General features: G+C 61.6%; 15 protein-coding genes. 9 read left to right on the top strand and 6 right to left on the bottom strand.

All coding sequences use genetic code 11. The features are described 5' to 3' along the window. Nucleotides 1–13: 13 nt before the first annotated feature. From EH165_RS07250 to EH165_RS07240, 3 genes are all read right to left on the bottom strand, one after another. Nucleotides 14–889: an oxygenase MpaB family protein gene (locus EH165_RS07250; RefSeq protein ID WP_124798872.1), complete on the bottom strand. Its 876-nt coding sequence runs from the start codon at nt 887–889 to the stop codon at nt 14–16. A gap of 69 nt (nt 890–958) precedes the next feature. Further along, nucleotides 959–2,941 carry an AAA family ATPase gene (locus EH165_RS07245; protein ID WP_124798870.1) on the bottom strand — a complete coding sequence of 661 codons (1,983 nt, stop codon included), beginning with the start codon at nt 2,939–2,941 and terminating at the stop codon, nt 959–961. Then, complete coding sequence (locus tag EH165_RS07240) at nt 2,934–3,869, bottom strand: aldo/keto reductase (protein WP_124798868.1); 936 nt, start codon at nt 3,867–3,869, stop codon at nt 2,934–2,936. The genes EH165_RS07245 and EH165_RS07240 overlap by 8 nt, the downstream gene beginning before the upstream one ends. Nucleotides 3,870–4,024: 155 nt before the next feature. Between EH165_RS07240 and EH165_RS07235 the strand changes: the two genes are divergently transcribed. From EH165_RS07235 to EH165_RS07200, 8 genes are all read left to right on the top strand, one after another. Further along, nucleotides 4,025–5,092, top strand: a complete 1,068-nt coding sequence (locus tag EH165_RS07235; protein ID WP_124798866.1) for an LLM class F420-dependent oxidoreductase — start codon at nt 4,025–4,027, stop codon at nt 5,090–5,092. Then, a complete protein-coding gene (locus EH165_RS07230) occupies nt 5,089–5,916 on the top strand; it encodes an undecaprenyl-diphosphate phosphatase (RefSeq protein ID WP_124798864.1) in 828 nt (275 codons plus the stop codon). Before EH165_RS07235 ends, EH165_RS07230 begins: the two co-directional genes overlap by 4 nt. A 90-nt stretch (nt 5,917–6,006) precedes the next feature. Beyond that, complete coding sequence (locus EH165_RS07225) at nt 6,007–6,705, top strand: MSMEG_4193 family putative phosphomutase (protein ID WP_124798862.1); 699 nt, start codon at nt 6,007–6,009, stop codon at nt 6,703–6,705. Between the two features lie 38 nt (nt 6,706–6,743). After that, complete coding sequence (locus tag EH165_RS07220; RefSeq protein WP_124798860.1) at nt 6,744–7,298, top strand: DUF3090 domain-containing protein; 555 nt, start codon at nt 6,744–6,746, stop codon at nt 7,296–7,298. Beyond that, nucleotides 7,270–8,136, top strand: coding sequence for an SCO1664 family protein (locus EH165_RS07215; RefSeq protein WP_124798858.1), 867 nt, complete (start codon nt 7,270–7,272; stop codon nt 8,134–8,136). The genes EH165_RS07220 and EH165_RS07215 overlap by 29 nt, the downstream gene beginning before the upstream one ends. Continuing rightward, complete coding sequence (locus tag EH165_RS07210) at nt 8,121–8,870, top strand: M10 family metallopeptidase domain-containing protein (protein ID WP_124798856.1); 750 nt, start codon at nt 8,121–8,123, stop codon at nt 8,868–8,870. The genes EH165_RS07215 and EH165_RS07210 overlap by 16 nt, the downstream gene beginning before the upstream one ends. A gap of 61 nt (nt 8,871–8,931) precedes the next feature. Then, nucleotides 8,932–10,152, top strand: coding sequence for a cysteine--1-D-myo-inosityl 2-amino-2-deoxy-alpha-D-glucopyranoside ligase (gene mshC / locus EH165_RS07205; RefSeq protein WP_124798854.1), 1,221 nt, complete (start codon nt 8,932–8,934; stop codon nt 10,150–10,152). Between the two features lie 273 nt (nt 10,153–10,425). Continuing rightward, on the top strand, nt 10,426–12,816 hold the full coding sequence (locus EH165_RS07200; protein WP_124798852.1) for a hypothetical protein: 2,391 nt from the start codon (nt 10,426–10,428) through the stop codon (nt 12,814–12,816). An 86-nt stretch (nt 12,817–12,902) separates the two neighbouring features. On the opposite strand, the gene EH165_RS07195 is transcribed toward EH165_RS07200, so the two are convergent. After that, entirely contained in the window at nt 12,903–13,781 is an 879-nt protein-coding gene (locus EH165_RS07195; protein WP_124800378.1) for a PAC2 family protein, read from the bottom strand. A gap of 115 nt (nt 13,782–13,896) precedes the next feature. Between EH165_RS07195 and metH the strand changes: the two genes are divergently transcribed. Further along, nucleotides 13,897–17,442, top strand: a complete 3,546-nt coding sequence (gene metH / locus EH165_RS07190; protein ID WP_239020755.1) for a methionine synthase — start codon at nt 13,897–13,899, stop codon at nt 17,440–17,442. Between the two features lie 33 nt (nt 17,443–17,475). Here metH and treZ read toward each other — a convergent pair whose 3' ends face one another. Together treZ and treY are read right to left on the bottom strand one after the other, a co-directional pair. Continuing rightward, entirely contained in the window at nt 17,476–19,278 is a 1,803-nt protein-coding gene (gene treZ / locus EH165_RS07185; RefSeq protein WP_124800376.1) for a malto-oligosyltrehalose trehalohydrolase, read from the bottom strand. Nucleotides 19,279–19,309: 31 nt separating this feature from the next. After that, entirely contained in the window at nt 19,310–21,697 is a 2,388-nt protein-coding gene (treY, locus tag EH165_RS07180) for a malto-oligosyltrehalose synthase (RefSeq protein WP_124798850.1), read from the bottom strand. Between the last annotated feature and the right edge of the window lie 63 nt (nt 21,698–21,760).

Below are 21,760 nucleotides of genomic sequence, written 5' to 3'. Positions count from 1 at the left end.
AACACAGCACTTGCTAGTCACCTTTCAAACCGGTGGTGGGCGCGTCCATTGCCCACCGAATAGCCGACGTTGCGACGGCTCCCATTCCGGTCCCAATTGCCTTGTCTGCCAACGGGATTCGCGGCAGTCGAAGTTCGGCACGCGCCCACACGGGCAAGGTCGACACCGCTGCGGCAGCCAGCAATCCGTATCCGGGCCTGGCGGGCAGTGGCAGCGGAGGGGAGAGAAGGAGGAAGCGGGCTGCATCGCGGGCGCCGTTGGTGCTCGCCAGCTCCGGCCGGAAATCCGTGAGCTGTTGTTGCAGCTGCGCATAGGTCTGCGGAAGATCAGTCGCGCCAAGCTTTGCAGCCACGAAAGAGGACTGCCGGACGTAATCATCGCGGCGCTCTTCGCTCAGCTTCTCGCGGCCAAAAGCGGAATAACCGGCAAGAAAACTGTCCACCTCGGCAACATGCACCCACCGCAGCAGGTGTGGATCGCTGGCCCGGTAAGGCCGACCATCCTCTGCCTTGCCGCGGACACGTTCATGAATGCCGCGAATCTTTGCAATTAACTCCTCGGCTTGGTCCTGCGTGCCAAAGGTAGTGACGGCCAGATAGGTGCTGGTTCTCTGCAACCGCCCCCACGGATCTGCTCGATACCCGGAGTGCCCGGCTACCCCCGCCATGGCCAGCGGATGTAGGGATTGCAAGAGCAACGACCGAATACCTCCGACAAACATCGACGCGTCCTGGTGGATCATATGAATGGCGTCTTCGGGGGTGAACCAGCGCTCGCCGGGGGCGGTCCAGATCTGGCGCGAAACTTCCAACGCATCCTCGCCCGCGACTCGGCCACGTAGAGCCGCGGCAAGCTTGGTGCGGACCAGGGAAACAGGATTTACACTCACACCACACCCTACGTCGCTTCCGCGCGGGTGGGCGTAGTAGCAGGTAGGCGTGGTGTCGGGGGGAAATACCTAGCTCAGTGAGCCGATTTCCTCACGGACCAACGACCACAGCCGGGTGCGCCGGGGACGCTCGCCGATCTGCTCGACAGCCCTGGCCAATGCTGGGCCTGCGGCGTGCACGATCGAGAGATGGTGGCGGGCGCGAGTGAGCGCCGTGTAAAAAAGCGGCCGGGACAGCATGTTGCCGGCCTCCGCCGGTACCACGACCACCACCGTTTCCCACTCGCTTCCCTGGGCGCGGTGCACCGTGATGGCCCAGCCGTGCAGGAGGTCATTGAGAGCCTTCCCCGCAATGGTCGATTCACCCACGCTGAACGCGACTCTGAGGCTGTTGTCGTCGGCGGCGATCACGGTGCCCACCTCGCCGTTGGCGTAGCCATTCGGTTCGGCGTCCAGGTGGTTGGCTGTCGCCACTACCCGGTCCCCTTTGTCGAAGCCGCGCACCTGGCCGCGGCCCGGATTGAGGGCAGCCTTGAGTGCGCGGTTCAGGGCTTGGGTTCCAGCCTCGCCCTTGTGAACGGGGGTCACCACCTGGATCTGATCCGCCGGGGTCTGAAACACTCGGGGAATCGAGTCCGTCACCAACTGGACCACTCGATGTGCAGCCTCGCCGGAGCTTCGTGCAGTGACGACCACCACTTCGTGCGTGGGGTCATTCACGGGCGGCACAGTGCCGCCGCGTACTGCGGTGGCGAGCCTGGCGATGGAGCCACCTTCACTCTGTCGATACAGGGTCGAAAGGTGGGTAGTGGGCAGCACTTTGGTGTCCAGCAGGTCACCCAACACCCGGCCTGGCCCGATGGAGGGCAGTTGGGCAGGGTCACCGACGATCACGAGGTGCGTCCCGTCAGCAATGGACTCCAGCAGGGCAGCTGCGAGTTCTACATCCAGCATCGATGCCTCATCGATGACGATGACGTCGGCTTCGATCTGGTTCTCGCTGTTTTTCTCAAACCTGTCGCCGCTGTTGACGGGACCGCCGCGTGCTCCCAGCAACCGGTGGATAGTGGTCGCCTCGGCCCCTGTCAGTTCCTCGAGTCGCTTGGCCGCGCGACCGGTGGGGGCGGCTAGGGCGATGACGACACTTGCCGCGCGAGCAACCTCGACAATGGCGGCCACCGTGCGGGATTTGCCGGTTCCGGGGCCTCCTGTCAGCAAACTCACGCCGTGCACGGCGGCATGCATCACCGCGCTGATCTGAACCGAATCCAGCCCTTTCGACGAGGCTGTAACGACGGCGGGTTGAGCCAGAGGCTTCGCGGTGGCCTGCAGGCGGGCCAGATTTTCCGCGATGGATGCTTCCGCCTCGGCCAAACTCAAGGTGGCGATCCAGGGGGTTTCACCCAGCCGCGATTCAGCCATGTCGTCAGAGTTGTCGCCTGGCTCGAATTCGGCGTCGTCATCGGCCAAGGGATCAATGGTGGGATCGGGTACCGGAACCACCTCGCCAGCGTCCATCGAGGCTTGAATGGACAGCGCCGGGTCACATCCGAAAGGACGAAGTCCAGCGGCGACATCGGCTGCCGAGGTGGCGGTATGCCCCTCACGGGCGAAACGATTTAACGTCCAAGCCACGAGTGCTCGGCCGCGGCGGGGGTCTTCGCGTCGCACGCCTGGGTCCAGCGACCTGGCGAGCTGGTCTGCTTGGGAGACAAGGGCTTCCGGTAGTACGAGAAGGCGCCACGGGTCGCCGCGCAGGATTTGGGCCGCATTCTCACCGAGGGATTCCATCAACCTCGCGACCCATCGAATGGAAATCTCCTCGGGGACAAGGAGTTCCGCGACGTCGTAGGCAAGGCCCGCGCCGATCCACGAGGTGTACAGACGATCGGCGCGCTTGGCGGTGACGCGGGGGAGCTTGCTGAGCGTGGCAAGGTTTACGTCTCTTGGCCCGCGTATCCCGGCGGCGGTGAGGTCAGCCGCGAGCACCTTTCCCACCCCGGGCCACAGACCGGCATTGCAGAATTCGGTGAAAGTTGCGGGTTCAGGCATCCTCGTCCTGGTCTGAATCGGTGACGTCCATCAGAGCGGCGACAATCTCCGCCGGAAGCTCGATTTCCTCAGCCGCCAGCGACCCGAGCAGTTGGGCGCTGTCCCTGGCACCGACGATCGCCGCTGCCACTCCCGGACGATCCCGAGCCCAAGCACACGCCACGGCAAGGGGAGAGGTGCCAAGACCGTCGGCGGCGGTGGCTACGGCCTCGACAATGCGCGCCGAGGACTCGCCGCGATGCCGACCTACGTAGCGGGCGAAATGGGGAGACGCGCCACGTGAATCGGCAGGTGTGCCGTGCCTGTATTTGCCCGTGAGCACACCGCGCCCCAGCGGCGCCCAGGCCAGCAGTCCGACGCCGTGCAGGCCCGCAGCGGGCAAGACCGAAGTTTCGGCTTCGCGCTCAAGCAGTGAGTACTCCACTTCAATACTGGCCAGCGGCATGCCTTCTCGGCGGAGCCACGTCGCCATGGTGGCGAGCTGCCACCCCGCGTACCCGGAAACCCCGATATATCTTGCGCGGCCACTGCTCACAGCGGTGGCCAATGTCGCGCAGGTTTCCTCGAACGGAACGTGCACATCCCACCCATGGACCTGCCAGAGGTCAACGTAGTCGGTGGCTAACCTCACCAGCGAGGCATCCAGAGCCGCTAGCAGAGAACCGCGACCGCCTCCGGTTCCCACGGTGGTCGTGGCGAGGACGACCGCAGACCTCGGTACCACATCCGGGACGAGCGTTCCGATGATCGACTCGGCATCACCCTCGCCGTAAATGTTGGCAGTATCGATCAGTGTTCCGCCAGCGGCGACAAAGGCTTCCAGCTGAGCGGCAGCCTCGTCCGCGTCGGTATCCCTTCCCCACGTCATGGTGCCCAGTCCGAGCCGCGAAACCTGCAAACCGCTACGACCTACCCGCCTGGATTCCATGGAACAAACCTACTGGGCGTGCAGCCTGGATTCGGCCAACAGGCCGCCTGTAGCGTTGGCCGAGTCCCAGGTACTGCTAGGGAGCTGTGCGGAAACCGCTGTGGGCGCTCACCTACTTACCTATGTCCAGCGTCACATTTTCGAAAAGGGCAACCATGAAACTCGGCATCAGCCTCGGCTACTTCTCGTCAGCGCGGGAGATCTCGGAAGCAATCGAGCTCACGCAAGCGGCGGAGGCACTGGGGTATGACGTCGCCTGGGTTGCGGAGGCCTACGGGACCGACAGTCCCACGGTGCTCTCGGCGATCGCCAGCCGCACGAGCACGATCGGGATCGGAGCGGGAATTATGCAGATTCCGGCGCGCTCAGCGGCGATGACGGCGATGACGGCCGCCACGTTGGACGCGATTTCCGGCGGCCGGATGCGGCTGGGTCTGGGGGTCTCCGGCCCCCAGGTTTCCGAGGGGTGGCACGGTGTTTACTATGCCGACCCGTTGGGACGCACGGCGGAGTATGTGGCGATTGTGAAGCAGGTTCTCACCCGACAACGGGTGGAAGTCAGTGGCACACACTTCACGTTGCCTCTCCCCGGACTGGACGGTAAACCCGCCCAGGGTAAACCGCTGTCGCTGGCGATGAAACCAGTTCGCACCGACATTCCGATCTACCTGGCAGCGGTGGGGCCAAAAAACCTTGAGCTGACCGGACGAATCTGCGACGGGTGGCTGGCCATCTTTTTTGACCCAGAACTGGGCGCGGCGAACGTCCGGACTATTGCCGAGGCCGCAGTTGCCGCTGGCCGCGATCCGAATGCTATCGACTACTCGGCAAGTGTGGGGGTAGCGGTGGGTCCAGACCAGGAAGGCGCCGCTGCAGCACTCCGGCCTAACGCAGCGCTGTATATCGGCGGAATGGGATCAAAGGCCACCAACTTCTATCACCGGATCGCCAGCTCCATGGGCTTTGAGGCAGAGGCTGACGAGGTGCAGCGTTTGTTCTTGTCGAAGGACTATGCTGGCGCAGCCCGAGCCGTGCCGCTGGAGTTCCTCACCCGAACCAGCCTCGTGGGCACGCTGGACGACATCGCTGCGGGGCTGAAGCGTTTGCACGATGTGGGAATTACCTCTGTAAATGTCGCCGCATCCGGGCATTCGCTGGCCGATCGAATCGACATTTTGGAAACGACCATGCACGCCGCTACGAAAGCTGGAGTACTCGCTTGAACTTCTTGGACGCCATCATCCTCGGAATTGTTGAGGGCCTCACCGAATTTCTCCCCGTTTCTTCCACTGGGCATCTGACGATTGTGTCGAAGATGCTCGGTTTGAGGATTGACGACTCCGCGGTCACCGCTTTCACAGCAGTCATCCAAGTCGGCGCGATCTTCGCGGTCTTGATTTACTTCTGGTCCGATATTTCGAGGCTCTTCCTCGCGTGGGTCAAGGGACTGCGCAGCAAACAAGCGCGCACTCACCCGGACTACCGCATGGCGTGGCTGGTTATCATCGGCTCGCTGCCGATCGTGTTCGTGGGCTTTGCGGCGAAGGACATCATCAAAGGCCCTCTGCGCTCGCTGTGGGTAGTTGCCTTCGCGTTGATCATTTGGGGCGTGGTGATGCTGGCCGCCGAAGCGGTCGCCAAGCAAAATCGCCAAGAAGCCGATTTAAACCTCATGGACGTATTGCTGATCGGATTTGCCCAGTGCCTGGCGCTGATCCCCGGTGTCTCGCGATCGGGTGCGACGATTTCGGTGGGACTCATGCGCGGCCTCGACCGCGTTGCAGCCACGCGGCTCGCCTTCCTGCTTGGGATCCCTGCCCTTCTCGGCGCCGGTGTGTACGAACTGCCATCGGCCCTCGGCGAGGGCGTCGGGTGGGCGCCAACCCTCGTAGGGACCGTCGTCAGCTTCTTCGTTGCCTACGCCAGCGTGGCTTGGCTGATGAAATACGTATCAGGGCACAAGATCACCGTTTTCGTGTGGTACCGCTGGGCGCTCGGCGCGGTGCTGATCGTGGTGCTTTCGGCAGGCTGGCTCAGCGCTACCTAAGCGGGTACCGCGCCAGTTTCAACCGCGCCAGATTCAACCGCGCCAGATTTAACCGCTTTAGTTCCAACTGCTCCAGGGAGGAGAACCAGTATGAGCGAAACCAGGACCGTCATCCTGCTCCGGCACGGCCGCTCTACGGCCAATACAGCCGGGATTTTGGCCGGGCACACCGAAGGAGTCCACCTAGATGAGTGGGGCACGAACCAAGCCGAAAAGGTAGCGACCCGTTTGGTTGACCTGAAGGTCAGCAAGATTGTGAGTTCGCCGCTGGAGAGATGTCTCGAGACACTCGCGCCGCTGGCCCGCCTGACGGGGCTGGAAATAGAAATCGACGCCGATCTCGCCGAAGTTGACTACGGAACCTGGACTGGACGGCCCTTGAAGGATCTTGCCTCGGAGGATCTGTGGAAAGTGGTCCAACAGCATGCATCCGCCGCCGTGTTTCCAGGCGGTGAGGGCCTCGCTCAGGTGTCAGCTCGAGCCGTCGCCGCTGTGCGCCGTCAGCTGAAAAATTCACCGGATCCTGGTCCGTTGGTGATCTGCTCCCACGGGGATGTCATCAAAGCAATCGTGGCCGATGCACTGGGCTTGCACCTCGATGCTTTCCAGCGCATTCACGTTGCGCCCGCTTCATTATCCGTGGTCACGTACACCGCGACCCGCCCCATTGTGGAGCGGGTGAACGATAGCGGCGACCTCACTGCCCTGCTGCCCGCAACGGCAGATTCGAAGACCTCCAGTGACGGTGTACCGAGCACTGATGGGGTCGTGGGTGGCGGTAGTAGATAGGGAACCCGCCAGCGCCCGTGGATAAGATAGGAGGCAATATGGACCGCCAGGTATTCATTTTCCGTTCCCCCGACCGATTCCTCGCCGGAACCGTCGGGCAGCCCGGCGACCGCGAATTCTATTTGCAGGCGGTCGACGGCAGCCGCGTGGTGTCGGTGTCCTGCGAGAAACAGCAGGTGGCTGTTCTGGCTGACAAGCTCGGCTCACTGATCGGCGAGGTTGTCCGCAGGTTCGGCGAAAAGCTGCCCGCGATAGACACCACCGAGCCTGCCCTGGAAACTCCGGTGGATCCCGAGTTTCGGGTGGGCACCATGGGTCTGGCCTGGGACGGCGAAGGCTCGCGAATTGTGGTCGAATTGCTGGCTATCACCGAAGCCGACGTCACGGAGGAGTCTGTGCTCGACGACAGTGCCGACGGCCCGGATGCTCTTCGAGTCTTTCTTTCCCTAAACGAAGCACAGTCGTTCGCAGCTCAAGCTGAGCGCATCATCTCCGCTGGCCGTCCACCGTGCCCGTTGTGCAGCAACCCGCTCAACCCGGATGGGCACATCTGCCCGCGGCTCAATGGGTACCACCGCGGTGACCGCGGCTAAATTGGATCCGGCCGAGGACGCGGGCTTGCCAACCGTCGCGATACCGGATCTGACTCCTGACCAGCTTGCGGACGTGCTGGTAAACGGCGAACTTGAGATTCGTGGCCGCCTCACCGATGCCTCAAACTTGACTGCTCTCGCGGTCTCGACGCTCGGGGGCGTCAGCGTGGAGTGCGTCTATAAGCCAGTTCGCGGCGAGCGACCCCTGTGGGATTTCCCCGATGGCAGTTTGGCGGCGCGTGAGGTGGGATCCGCGATGATCGCCCGCGCGGCGCAGTGGAACTGCGTTCCCCCGACGTATCTACGCGAGGGGCCCCTGGGCGAGGGAATGGTCCAGCAGTGGATCGACGGAACCGACCAAGACGACACCGTGAACATTTTTAAGCCGTCCAAACTGCCTAAGAGTTGGCTTCCCGTGCTCAGAGCTGCCGACGAGCGCGGCCGGCCCCTAGTTTTGGCCCATGCTGACACCCCGGAACTAGCGCTATTGGCCACGTTTGACATGGTGGTCAACAACGCAGACCGGAAGGCCCCGCATATTCTGCCCGTCACCGGCGGGCCAGTTCTCGGGGTCGATCACGGCCTTACCCTGCACTACGAGGACAAGCTCCGGACGGTGCTGTGGGGATGGGCCGGTCGCGAGATTCCCGAGGAGGGTGTCGAAGGCCTGCATCGACTCACTGAACAACTCGAAGGGGCGTTAGGGGAAGATCTCTCCGCTCTGATCACCATCACCGAACTTCGCGCTTTGTGCGATCGGGTCGCGCATCTCGTCGAATCCCCGCTGTTCACGCACCCGCCGCAGCACCGAAGTCCTATCCCGTGGCCGGCGTTGTGAGGAACCCGCTGATCGCAGCCACCAGCTATCTAACGCGGTCCTCGCTCTCCTTCGCCGCCGACCTCGCCAGCGCCTGGGTCAAACTGGGCGAGTCGGCAGTCGGTGCGGTCACCGGCACTCGAGCGGGGCCAGCGACGCTACGCCTGAACATGCTTATCTTGTGCGACGAAAACGGGGCTCCCCTGATCGCACCGGGAAAATTGACCGCGTCGATCAACCGGGCCAGCAATGTCCTACTTGATGAGTCCGGGGTCCGAGTTCGCCACGTCGGTACCCGTGTGTCGGGGCGGCCCGCACCTACAGCGGCGCTCGACCCCAGAGCAAACAAGTTGTTGCTGCTCGACGAGTTAACCGGGCGAAATGACTTCTACCGCAGCGAGCTTGCAGATTTCAGCGAGGCGGGTTCGTTACTGGATGTGGTGGGGAAGCCAATCACCGCGATCGTAGTCCGCAACATCGCGGGCCAAACAACCGGTTGTTCACTGGGTATCTCTGCCGATTGGGTGATTGTGCAGGCCTCACTTTTCGACGACGAAGCACCGCATTCCTATGACGAAACCGTGCTGGCACATGAGCTTGGCCATGCCTGCAACCTGCCGCACCATCCCGATAAGGACAACTTGATGTTTCCGATGTCCAGCCCACCGGCAGATATTCGGGGTACTTCCATGAATAAACTGCAGTCTGCCGTGCTGCACGGTAATCGTCATGTGATCCCTGGCGTCCGCCACTAGGTCGCCCAGATTCGTCCATCAGTTTTACTCCGTCGCTCTCGTCGTCCGTGAGGTTATTCCTGTGCAGTCTTGGTCATCCGTTAGCGTTCCCCGCATCCCCGGTGTCGCCTCGCCGCTCTCGCTCTTTGATGCAGCGACCCGCGAAGTTCGCCTCACCGAACCCGGCCAGATCGCTAAGATCTACGTCTGCGGCATTACTCCGTACGACGCAACCCACCTCGGACATGCAGCCACCTATCTAGCGTTCGATCTTGTTCAACGGGTCTGGCTCGACAACGGTCACGACATTCACTACGTGCAAAACGTGACCGATATTGACGACCCGCTGTTGGAGCGCGCGGCCCGCGACAACGTTGACTGGTCCGACTTGGCGCAGACCCAAATCCAGCTTTTTCGTGACGATATGGCTGCGCTGCGCGTGCTACCGCCTCGTGAGTACGTCGGCGCTGTCGAAGCGATGGATGAGGTTTCAGCAGCTGTAGCAGCGCTTCTCGAAAACGGCGCAGCATATCGGCTCTCCGGTGACGAATATGAGGATGTGTATTTCGACATCCGGACATCGGGCAGATTCGGTTACGAGTCCGGATACAACGAAGAGACGATGACATCGCTTTTTGGCGAACGCGGAGGCGACCCGGATCGCGTGGGAAAGCGAAACCGCCTAGACCCGTTGCTGTGGCGGCTGGAACGCGCGGGGGAGCCGGCGTGGGATTCGCCAGTCGGACGCGGGCGGCCGGGGTGGCATATCGAATGCGCGGCGATTGCTGGCAATCGAATCGGCCCCAGCATCGATGTTCAAGGAGGCGGCAGCGACCTTATTTATCCGCACCATGAATACTCCGCGGCGCACGCGGAATCGTTGAGCGGGGTCCATCCGTTCGCAAGGCACTACACACATGCAGGAATGATCGGCTTAGACGGCGAAAAAATGTCAAAGTCTCGAGGAAACCTGGTGTTTGTCAGCAAACTTCGCTACGAAGGCGTCGACCCGATGGCCATTCGATTAGCTCTGCTATCCGGCCATTATCGGGCAGACCGCCTGTGGACTGCCGACTTGCTGATCGAAGCGGGAGAGCGTCTGACTTGCTGGCGCGCAGCCGCCACTCGTGTCGCGGCTGACGCGTCGGCAGTCGTTGCGTCGTTGCGAGCAGCGATGGCGCAAGACCTGGATACACCGAAAGCTATTGCGGTGATTGATGAATGGGCGGCAAACCCCGACCTCGACGGATGGTCGGTGGCGATGGCAGTAGATGCCCTGTTGGGAATCACCCTCGCTCCCTGACGCGATCTGACGCACGTTGCCGGTGGGCGTACACCACATCCCGATAGTGGTGTACGCCTTGGCGTTTGTGGTGGAGGCACCCGTGCCCGACCGCCTGAAATGTCGCTACTGTCTTGACACAGAGAGGTCACGCTGCCCATCGGGCCGCATTTCGACCTCACACCCACCGAAGCCGAGAAACGGTCGAGGAGTTCCTGGCGGAAACACTATTTATGTAGTGCTCCGCGGGCTTTGGGTCAGTGTCTTACATCAGAAAACGAGGAACACACTCACATGACGCAAGTGTCGCTGCCATCGATGATCGCGAGGATCACCGCGGTAACAGGGCTAGTGCTGGGATCTATCGTTTTAGGAACCGGGGCGGCCTCCGCTGCGCAGCCGGTGTTTAGCGCGCCGACCGACGTCGTCGGGGCAACCAACCTGCCACTGCCGTTCACCGGGGTCGATCCGCTCACCAGTAATAATCGAGCCATCGTTCTCACGACCGCAGACTCCACCAATTGCGCCCCCCAGTCACCGGGCTACTTCATTACCGGCTGTGCCCGAATCCAGATGACCACCTCGCATGGCAATCTGTCCATCGCGGGTGCGTCAGTCATCAACAGCCCCAACGCCGAAGCCCTGCTGCCCGGCGGTGCTATTGCCGTCAGTAGCCAAAATGGCAACGCCACCGGCAAGAGTCTCAACATCAATGGAACGATGGCATCGCTCAACGCTGCCATGGCGAACCTGGTGTACACCCCGGACAACGGTTTTGAGTCCGTTGCCAATGACTCGAACAAGACGGAGACCTTGCACATCACAGTCACCCACCCTGTGACGGCCAACAGCACCGACAACAGCACCAAAGACGTCAACATCATGATCAAACACAAGAATGTTGGCCCCACGCTCACGGTGCCAGCAGGTCCGTACGCGGTCGCCGGTGGATCGACCACATACCTTCCGGTGGCGGCACCTGCCATGGGCGACCCAGGCGATTTCTCCGTGTCTGACCCAGATATCGGCAACGACCAGATGCTGCTCGTAGTGGCTGCAACGTGCGGTCAGGTACGTCTACGCGGCGGACAACTGACCATTGAAAACGACATTAAACAGCTGCTCATCGACCAGGCCGGCTTCACCCCCGCTTTGGCCGATACCGTCGTCGGCCTGCTGCCAGCCAGCATCTCAGGGCAGACCTTTGCCACCGGTAACCCTTCGGATCCGCACGAGGCGATTGCTGCGATCGGCAGTCTGAAGGAAGTTAACTACGCCCTTTCCCAGATCGGGTTTGTTGCCAACAACACCACCGGCGACTGCCAACTGATCACATTCGTCCACGACCTAGGACACAACGGCTTGCCAGTGTCAGCTGTCGGGGGAGTAGAAATTCCGGATCTCACTGGGGCTGATTTTGGCACTGTCACATTTTCGGTGAAAGCGTCAAACGTTGTCAGCCTGCCCAAGACCCTGACCGTTCCCGAGGGTGGATCGATCGCGATTCCCGTGTCCGTTTCCGACACCACGCACGCGGCATTTAGCCCCGTACTTGTCACCACGCCGGGGACAGCGACCCTAGCCGACTACACCCCGGCCACCTCGCCGCTGGTGTTCCTCGCCAACACACCAAATGTGAAGTCAACACTGTTGACCACGGTTGATGCGCTCGTTGAAGGTGACGAGACGCTGACTGTCAGTCTCGATCCGGACAGTATCCCCGCTGGCATGATCCTCGGCAATGACACGGTTACTATCACCATCACCGACACTCCTGTGGTCCCGCCAGCAGACACCACGGCGCCCACTGTCACGGTCGAACAGGCAGCGGGACAGAGCGACCCCGCTTCGAGCGGCCCACTCCGTTTCACTCTGAAGTTCTCCGAACCGGTCACTATTGCAGACATCTCCCAGTACACGACCGTGACGTCAACAGCGGGCGGAACGCTTGACCCCGGTTTGACCGGTTCCGGAGACACCTATGAGGCGTCGATATCCTTAATGACGACCCCGGGAATCGTAACCTTCTCCTTGCTGCCAGGTTTTGCCAAAGACACTGCAGGAAACCTGAGCAAAGCCTCCACGTCCATTGATAACACGATCACCTGGGCACCAGTTGTCGCCACCACAACCGGCACGACCACCTCGGGCACGACCACCTCGGGCACGACCACCTCGGGCACGACCACGTCCGGCACGACCACGTCCGGCACGACCACGTCCGGCACGACCACGTCCGGCACGACCACGTCCGGCACGACCACGTCCGGTACCAGCACGTCCGGTACCAGCACCTCGGACACGACAACGTCCGGCACCAGCACCTCGGGCACGACCACGTCCGGCACCACCACCTCGGGCACGACCACGTCCGGCACGACCACCTCGGGCACGACCACCTCGGGCACGACCACGTCCGGCACGACCACGTCCGGCACGACCACGTCCGGCACCAGCGGCAACACGTCGGTGCGTCAGACAACCGCGACGGTCGGGAGCACCACCCTCGTGGGTAGGTCAACGGGGGTCATCACACCATCGCAGCGCCCGACATCCACCCTTGCGGTCACTGGCGTTCAGGTGGGAACCCAGCTGTGGATCGGATTCGCCCTCGTGCTCCTGGGAGTTGGTTGCGCCTTCCTAGCCCGTCGCCGCGTCAAGGGGGGCAGCCACATCGCTCGGTAGGTTGCACACACACTGCGGGGCGGGGCATTCCTTCATGGATGCCCCGCCCCGCAGTTGTATTCAGGTTTCGTAGCTACCGCCGGGTTCTACCGGCCATCTCGCCCTGGCTTGTCCGGCTTATCACCCCAACTTTTCGGGCCACGCCGCCGCAAGTAGCGTTCGAACTCCGCGGCGATGGCATCACCGCTAGCCGGAGTCAGCGGTTCTTCTTCAGAGTCGCGCTCCTCCAAGCTCTTGATGTACTCGGAAATCTCGTCGTCATCTTCGGCAATCTGCGAAACCTCCGATTCCCACTCCTCAGACTGCTCCGGATAGTTGCCAGGTGTCACCGCAATGTCGAGGAAATCCTCCACGCGATGCAGCAACGCCAGAGTCGCTTTCGGAGACGGCGCATGAGAGACGTAGTGCGGCACGGACGCCCAGAATGCGACCCCGGGGATACCTGCCTGCAAGCAAGCATCCTGAAACACTCCCGAGATTCCGGTGGGCCCCTCATAGGTGGATTTGATGATCCCCAGCTGGTCCGCCGTCTCGGCATCATGGGCGGATCCGGTGACCTGAACAGGCCTGGTGTGCGCGACGTCGGCGAGTAGCGCACCGAGGCTGATCATGGTGGTCACCCCGTTGTCCAGGGCCAACTGGACCAACTCGGCACAAAATGCCTTCCACCTAAAGTTCGGCTCTATTCCGTGAACCAAGATCACGTCGCGGCTCTGATCGGGCAGCCGGCATACCGTTAGCTTGGTTGTGGGCCATTCGATGTGTCGAGTAACCCCCTGAAGAATCTTGACAGTTGGCCTGGAAACTTGGAAGTCGTAGAAGTTCTCCGGGTCTATTTCCGCCAGCGGGGTCGCATCCCAGGTAAGCGCGAGATGCTCCACTGCGGAGGTAGCGGCATCACCCGCGTCGTTCCACCCTTCGAAAGCGGCGATCAGCACCGGATCTCTTAATTGTTGGGGTTGCATCACTGGACAAGCCTACGTCCGCGCTCTGATCACCGGCCGGAGCGAGGTGGTTTGCGCGGCTTTTTCCCGGTTCGTCAAGACAACGGGGCCGGCACCCGACGACTAAGCTTTCGGTGTGAACACCCCGCTCAGGCACCCGTTGCTCTCCGCATTGTCCGAACGAGTGGTTGTAGCTGACGGCGCCATGGGCACGATGTTGCAGGCTCAGGATCCCACTCTGGATGACTACGCGGGTCTGGAAGGGTGCAACGAGATACTGAACGTCACACGCCCTGACATGGTTCGGGCCGTCCATCGCGCCTACCTCGAGGTGGGTGTCGACGCGATCGAGACGAACACATTCGGCTCGAACTTTGCCAACCTCGCTGAGTACGACATCCCGGAGCGCATCCACGAACTATCACTGGCGGGTGCCGCGCTCGCCAGGGCAGAGGCCGATGCGTTCAGTACCACCGAGAAGCCCCGATTCGTCCTCGGATCCGTGGGGCCGGGAACCAAACTTCCCACCCTCGGCCACACGCCGTACGCAACCCTTCGCGATGCCTACTTCCAGCAAGTGAGCGGCATGCTCGAAGGTGGAATTGACGCGGTCGTCGTAGAAACCTGCCAAGACCTGTTGCAAGCCAAATCGGCCATCATCGGGGCAAAACGCGCGATGACGGCGCTCGGCATTAAGGTGCCGCTCATCTGTCACGTGACAGTCGAGACTACGGGCACCATGTTGTTGGGCTCCGAGATCGGAGCAGCACTTACCGCTCTCGAACCCTTGGGCATCGATTTGATCGGTCTGAACTGCGCAACCGGCCCCGCTGAGATGAGCGAGCACCTGCGGTATCTCTCCCGGCACACCACTGCCCAAGTGTCGGTGATGCCGAATGCGGGACTTCCCGAACTCGGGCCCAAGGGCGCGGTATATCCGCTCGGACCCGAAGCTCTTGCCCAGTCGCTCTCCGGCTTCGTCACGGAATTCGGGCTTACATTGGTCGGCGGATGTTGTGGCACGACCCCGGAGCATTTGCGGCATGTGGTCGAAGCGGTGAAGGGACTCACCCCGGCGGTACGTCGGCCACGAAGCGAACCCGGGCTCGCTTCGCTCTACGCATCGGTGCCTTTTGCCCAGGATGCCTCGGTGCTGATGATCGGGGAGCGGACCAACGCCAACGGTTCCAAGGCCTTCAAAGAGGCCATGTTGGGCGAAAATTGGAATCAGTGCGTGGAAATCGCGCGCTCGCAAACCCGCGACGGCGCCCACATCCTGGACGTCTGCATCGACTACGTCGGGCGTGACGGCGTGACGGATATGCAAGAAATCGCCTCTCGATTCGCCACCGCTTCGACGTTGCCGATGATGCTTGACTCGACCGAACCAGCCGTGATCAAAGCGGGGCTGGAGCACTTAGGCGGTCGCTCCATGGTGAACTCGGTCAACTTCGAGGACGGCGACGGGCCAAATTCGCGCTACACCAAAATAATGGAGCTGGTCTCCGAACATGGCGCCGCCGTCGTGGCTCTGACCATCGACGAGGAAGGTCAGGCGCGCACCAAAGACCATAAGGTGGCAATCGCCGAACGGCTGATCGCGGACCTGACGGAGAACTGGGGGATGGCCGAACACGACATCGTCGTGGACTGCCTGACATTCCCCATCGCCACAGGCCAAGAAGAAACACGGCGTGACGGCATCGAAACCATCGAAGCCATCAAGGAACTCAAGCGCCGCCACCCGGATGTGTTGACTACACTGGGACTTTCAAACATTTCGTTCGGTCTCAACCCCGCCGCGCGGCAAGTGCTCAACTCGGTCTTCCTCGCCGAATGCGTTGACGCAGGCCTTGATTCGGCGATCGTCAACTCATCCAAAATCTTGCCAATGTCTCGCATCCCAGAGGACCGTCGCACCGTCGCACTGGACATGGTCTACGACCGTCGGCGCGAGGGTTACGACCCGCTGCAGAAGTTTCTAGAGTTGTTTGATGGCGTCACCACCGCCGAAGGGAAGGCGACCAGGGCTGCCGAACTTGCCGCGATGCCGCTCGATGAAAGACTCAAGCAGCGCATCATTGACGGCGAGAAGATCGGCCTGGAAGCAGATCTCGACGAAGCGCTGGTCCGCCGCTCGGCGTTGGAAATTATCAATGACACGCTGCTCGAGGGAATGAAGACCGTCGGCGAGCTCTTCGGCTCCGGCGCTATGCAACTGCCGTTCGTCCTCACCTCGGCCGAGGTGATGAAGATGGCAGTCGCGCACCTCGAACCACACATGGAGAAGTTGGATTCGGCGGGGAAGGGCACCATCGTGCTAGCCACCGTCAAGGGTGACGTACACGACATCGGCAAAAACCTCGTCGACATCATTTTGTCCAACAACGGCTATTCGGTGGTGAACATCGGTATTAAACAACCGATCTCCACCATCATCACTGCTGCGGAGGAGAATTCCGCCGATGCCATTGGCATGTCCGGTCTGCTGGTGAAATCGACCGTCATCATGCGCGAGAATCTCGAAGAGATGAACACGCGCGGGATCGCCGAGCGCTTCCCCGTTCTCCTCGGCGGTGCCGCTTTGACCCGGTCCTATGTCGAAAACGACCTGTCTGCGGTTTTTCAAGGGGATGTGCGCTATGCCCGCGACGCCTTTGAAGGACTCCGGCTGATGGATGGAGTGATGGCTCGAAAACGCGGATTGGCCCCGGCAGAGGATGCCGCGGAACGGCAAAAAGCCGCCGAACGTCGCACACGTCATGAGCGCAGTCAACGGATCGCTCTCGCCCGCAAGGCAGAGGCAGCGCTCACCGCACTGCCGATTCCGGAACGATCAGATGTGGCGCTCGACAACGCTGTGCCCACCCCGCCGTTTTGGGGATCGCGAGTCGTGAAGGGAATTCCGCTCGCGGACTATTCGAAGCTGCTCGACGAGCGCGCCACCTTTATGGGTCAGTGGGGTCTGCGCGGCGCCAAGGGGCAAAACGGCCCCAGCTACGAAGACCTCGTTGCCACCGAAGGGCGTCCGCGCCTGCGCTACTGGCTCGAAAGATTGCACACCGAGAAGGTTCTCGAAGCGGCCGTCGTTTACGGCTACTTCCCGTGCTACTCCGAAAAGGATTCGGTGGTGATCCTCGCGGAACCGCATATCGATGCCGAGGAGCTATTCAGGTTCACTTTCCCGCGTCAGCAGCGGGACCGCCATCTGTGCCTCGCCGACTTCTATCGTCCCAAGTCCGCCGGCGTCGTCGACGTGATCTCCTTCGACGTCGTCACCATGGGCAATAGAATTTCCGAATTCGCGAACACCCTTTTTGCGGCAAACTCCTACCGCGAATACCTTGAGGTGCATGGGATTTCGGTACAGCTCACGGAAGCCCTCGCCGAATTCTGGCATCAACGCATCAGGTCCGAACTTGTCTTTCCGGACGGGACCACGGCTGCCGCAGAAGACCCGGACGAGGTTGAACGATTCTTCGACCTCGCCTATCGCGGTGCTCGTTTCGCATTCGGGTATCCGGCGTGTCCCGACTTGTCTGATCAGACCAAGATCATGACGCTGCTTGATCCCGGCCGGATCGGCGTGGAGTTGTCGGAGGAGTTCCAATTGCACCCCGAGCAATCGACGTCGGCGCTGGTGGCGCACCACCCGGAGGCGAAGTACTTCGCCGCCAAGTGATGCGATCTCCGAACCGTCTTTGTTGCCTCGCTTCTACCGGGCCACGATCATGGCCGAGCGCGCCGCCAGGGTCCACCCACCGGTAACCCGCTCGGGCTCGCCTGTGGCCAGTAACACTTCGCCGCTGCCTATCTCAAGCGTCACCGGCATGTGGGCAAAATTGTAAGCAATCGTCACAGTTCTGCCGTTCAAAGTTCTGCCGTTGACAGGGCCCCGTTCAACGATCAACCAACACGCGTCGTCGTCGTAGGACACCGTAGTGGCCCCGAAGCGGGGATCTGTGAGCTCTGGCCGATCCCGGCGCAGCACAGCCAACCGTCGGTAGGTATCCAAGAGCTCCGCGTGTTCTGGGCGTTCGGGCTCCGACCAGTTGAGCTTCGAGTTCAAAAACGTCGACTCATCCTGCGGGTTCGGCACTTTCGACTCGTCCCACCCCATTTTCGCAAATTCCGCGATGCGACCCCGAGCCGTTGCTTCACCCAAATCCTGCTCGGGATGAGAGGTAAAGAACTGCCACGGCGTCTTCGCGCCCCACTCCTCACCCATGAACAGCATCGGGGTGAACGGAGATGTCATCAGCAACACTGCTGACATCGCCAACGAGCCAGCGTCCAGTGTGGCGCTGAGCCGGTCGCCGGTGGCGCGATTGCCAATCTGGTCATGGTCCTGCGCGAACACGACGAACCGCCACGTTTCGGTTGTGTCCGTGCGAACCGGGCGACCATGGGGGCGGCCACGAAAGCTGGACCAGGTGCCGTCATGGAAGAAACCACGGGTGAGTACCTTCGCAATTGACTTCATGGAGCCGAAATCACCGTAGTAACCGGTCTTTTCGCCTGTTAGCGCCACATGCACCACATGATGGAAATCATCACTCCACTGGGCGTCGATCCCCGTGCCGCCGGCAACTCGGGGAGTGATCAGCCGGGAGTCGTTCATATCTGATTCGGCGATCAAGGTCAGTGGACGGCCGAGATGAACCGAAAGCGCCGCGACCTCCATGGCCATTTGCTCTAGCAATCCGATAGCGCTGTGGTCCACCAGTGCGTGAACAGCATCCAACCGCAGAGCATCGACGTGATAGTCGCGGAACCACATCAGGGCGTTATCAATGATGTGGCGCCGGACCGGCTCCGAGTCAGGACCGTCAAGGTTCAGCGAATCGCCCCACGTGTTGGAGCTGCCCGAGTGCAGGTAGGGCCCGAACTCGGGCAAGTAATTCCCACTCGGACCCAAGTGGTTGTAAACGACGTCCTGGACAACGGCCAAACCGCGTTGGTGGCACGCGTCAACCAGACGCTGATACCCCGCGGGGCCGCCGTAGGTTTCTTGCACCGCATACCAGTCGACGCCGTCGTATCCCCAGTTCCGCACACCGTTAAAGGCATTGACGGGAAGGATTTCCACGAAACTGACTCCCAGCGAGGCGACATGGTCCAACTTCTCGATCGCTGCATCAAAGGTTCCCTGGACGGTGAATGTTCCGATGTGCAGTTCATAAATCACGCCGCCAGCCAGCTGTCGCCCCGTCCACGACTCGTCGGTCCACGGGAAGGAATCTGCATCGTAGGTACGCGAAAGCCCATGCACGCCATAGGGTTGCCGGCGCGACCGAGGATCGGGAAGGGGCTGGGTTCCCCCGCCGAGGAGGAAGCCATAATCGGTATTTGGTTGCAGCGCCGGGGCGGAGAACCAGCCGTCACCGTCTGCCGTCATTTCGATGCCGGACGAGTCGCCGCCGCCCACCACCACACGAACGCGATCCACCTTGGGCGCCCACACTCGCAGCGCGCCAGCGGGTGTGGGCCACTGCGTTCCTTTCTCCGTCAGGTTCATCGCAGAGCTTCCAGGATTAAGTGATTCTGTTTCATGCAACATCGAGGGCGGGTCCTTCCGCAGGGATCAGCAAGGCAACGGGGTACTGCGCGAGCAAATCCGAGAGCGGTACAGGAACAACGCCCGCGGTAAAGAACCGGTTTGTCAGAACGTCGAGGTAGCCATCTGCCTCGGGAAGAGCCAGCACGCTTTCGTGCCATCCGCCCGCTCCCTGAAGGCCCACAGGCAGCCTGGTCGCCACCGTGACCGCGCCGCCGCGGTCGAACGCCAGCACATGCTTGGCAGCCGAACCGCTGGCGTACAGGGGTTGATAGCTGTTGAACAGCTCCGGCGAATCTCGGCGAAGCCGCAGGGCTGAAGCGGTAACCAGCATTTTGGCGGCGCCACTCTGGTCCACTGCGGGGACAAATCCATCGTTGATCTTGGCAAGAAGCGCGCGACGCTGGTCGTAGTCGACCAGTCGCCTGTTATCCGGATCCACGAGGGAGTAGTCCCATAGCTCCGTGCCTTGATAGACATCTGGAACTCCTGGCCCGGTGATAGACACAAGTTTGGCGGCTAACGAGTTGGACCAACCTGGTGCGGTGAGCTTTTCGACTACTTCTTCAAAGGTTCTCCGGACCGCGAGATCGTCGAAGATGGCATCGAGCATGCCGTGCATCTGGTCCTCGAAGGCTTCGTTCGGGTGCCACCAGTTAGTGCTGTTGCCGGCCTCTCGGCTTGCCTTCTCTGCGTAGGCGTGCATACGCTCCCGCGAAATGGGCCACGCTCCGACAACGGCCTGCCACAACAAATTGACCAACGGCCCGTCAGCCATGACGAGGTCAAAATCGGCCAACTGTTGCCGCCACGTCGACACTGCAGCAGACCACTGCTCAGGGATTTCGGCGAGCACGTTGAGCCGTGCCCTCACGTCTTCGCTGCGCTTGGTGTCGTGCGTGGACAGCGTCACCATCGAGGCTGGCCATTCGGCGTGCCTGTTTGCCTGACGACGATGGAAGTCGGCCACATCGATACTAAATTCGTCGGGATCAGCACCTACCTCGGTGAGCGATGTCAGGCGGGTGAATTGGTAGAAAGCGGTGTCCTCCACGCCCTTGGCCATCACCATGCCCGAGGTCTGCTGGAAACGACGCGACACTTCCAACGTGGGGTCGGCCAACAGCGACGCGACGGCGTGCAATGCATCGGCAATGTCCGGCCGGTACAGGAGGGCGAGGTCCAGCGCGCACTGCAGGTCAGCGCCGTCTCGCGCGGCGTCGGCGGTCTTGCGTCGAGGCGCCCCCGATCCAGCGGGTTGCGTTAAGTAGGACCGATAAACCGGGAAGCAGGTGAGTAATTCGGCGAGCGCGTCGGCCGGATCAGCAATTGAGGGAGAGTGCGCTTGGACAAGCCTGGCTAACCGCACCACCTCCGAGCGCAAAATACCATCGGCGATTCCGCGCTTCGTCTGATGGATGAGGGTTTTCCAGTCGGCCTCGGCGCCGCGCAATTCGCGATCTACCCTGGTCAGCTCGGCTTCACCGGCTTCGTCAACGAACACCCGGTCAATCAACGCCAAAACGTCATACCCCGTGGTTCCGGCGCACTTCCAATCGGTGGGCAGCGGCTCTTCGCCTTCCAGGATTTTCTCAACCAGAACGTACATGCCGCCCGTAGCCGCCGCCAGCTCGTCCAGATAGGCAGCAGGGTCGTACAGCCCATCCGGATGATCGATACGAAGTCCGTCGGCCAGCTCGGAATGCACCCACCGCAGAATCTCCGCGTGCGATTCGGCAAATACTGCGGGCACCTCGACACGGATCCCGGCAAGCGTGCTGACGGCAAAGAACCGTCGGTAATTCAGTTCAGCATCGGCGCGGCGCCAACTGACAAGCTCATAATGTTGCCGCTCATGCACCTGCTGCGCAGTACCCGACCCTGTGCCTTCAGCAATAGGTAGGACGTGGTCGTAGTAGTGCAGCAAGCCATCGGAAATGGTGAGAGCCGCAAGTTCGTCTGGTCCGTCCCCCAAGATCGGTACCCGAACTCGTCCGTTGCCGAAGTCCCAGTCCACATCAAAGGCCAAGGCGTACGCCGACTCTTGCCCCCGCAACAGCAGGTCCCACCACCACTTCGACTGGGCAGGGCTAGCAACGCCGACATGGTTGGGGACGATGTCTACCAACACACCCATCGCGTGTTGATGGGCGGTGTCGCTCAGCACCTTGAGGCCCTCGGGTCCGCCGCGTTGCTCGTCAGTCAGGCTGTGATCAGTGACGTCATACCCGTGGTCTGATCCCCTCTCCGATTGCAGGACGGGTGAGAGGTAGGCCCAATCTGCACCCAGGTTGCTCAGATAATCGACGTGATCTGCGGCGTGCTGCAAGGTGAATCGGGGCGAAATCTGCAGCCGGTAGGTGGACTTCGGTGTTCTCATCGCTGTGGACTCCCGTACTGGCCAGATGGCCGAGCGGCCGGACCGCTGTAGTTGGTGAACGTG

The sequence above is a fragment of the Nakamurella antarctica genome (assembly GCF_003860405.1).
In the GTDB taxonomy this organism is placed as follows: Bacteria; Actinomycetota; Actinomycetes; order Mycobacteriales; family Nakamurellaceae; genus Nakamurella; species Nakamurella antarctica.
The sequence above is the reverse complement of the archived record's forward strand: the minus strand, read 5'-3'. Positions and strand labels throughout refer to the sequence as shown.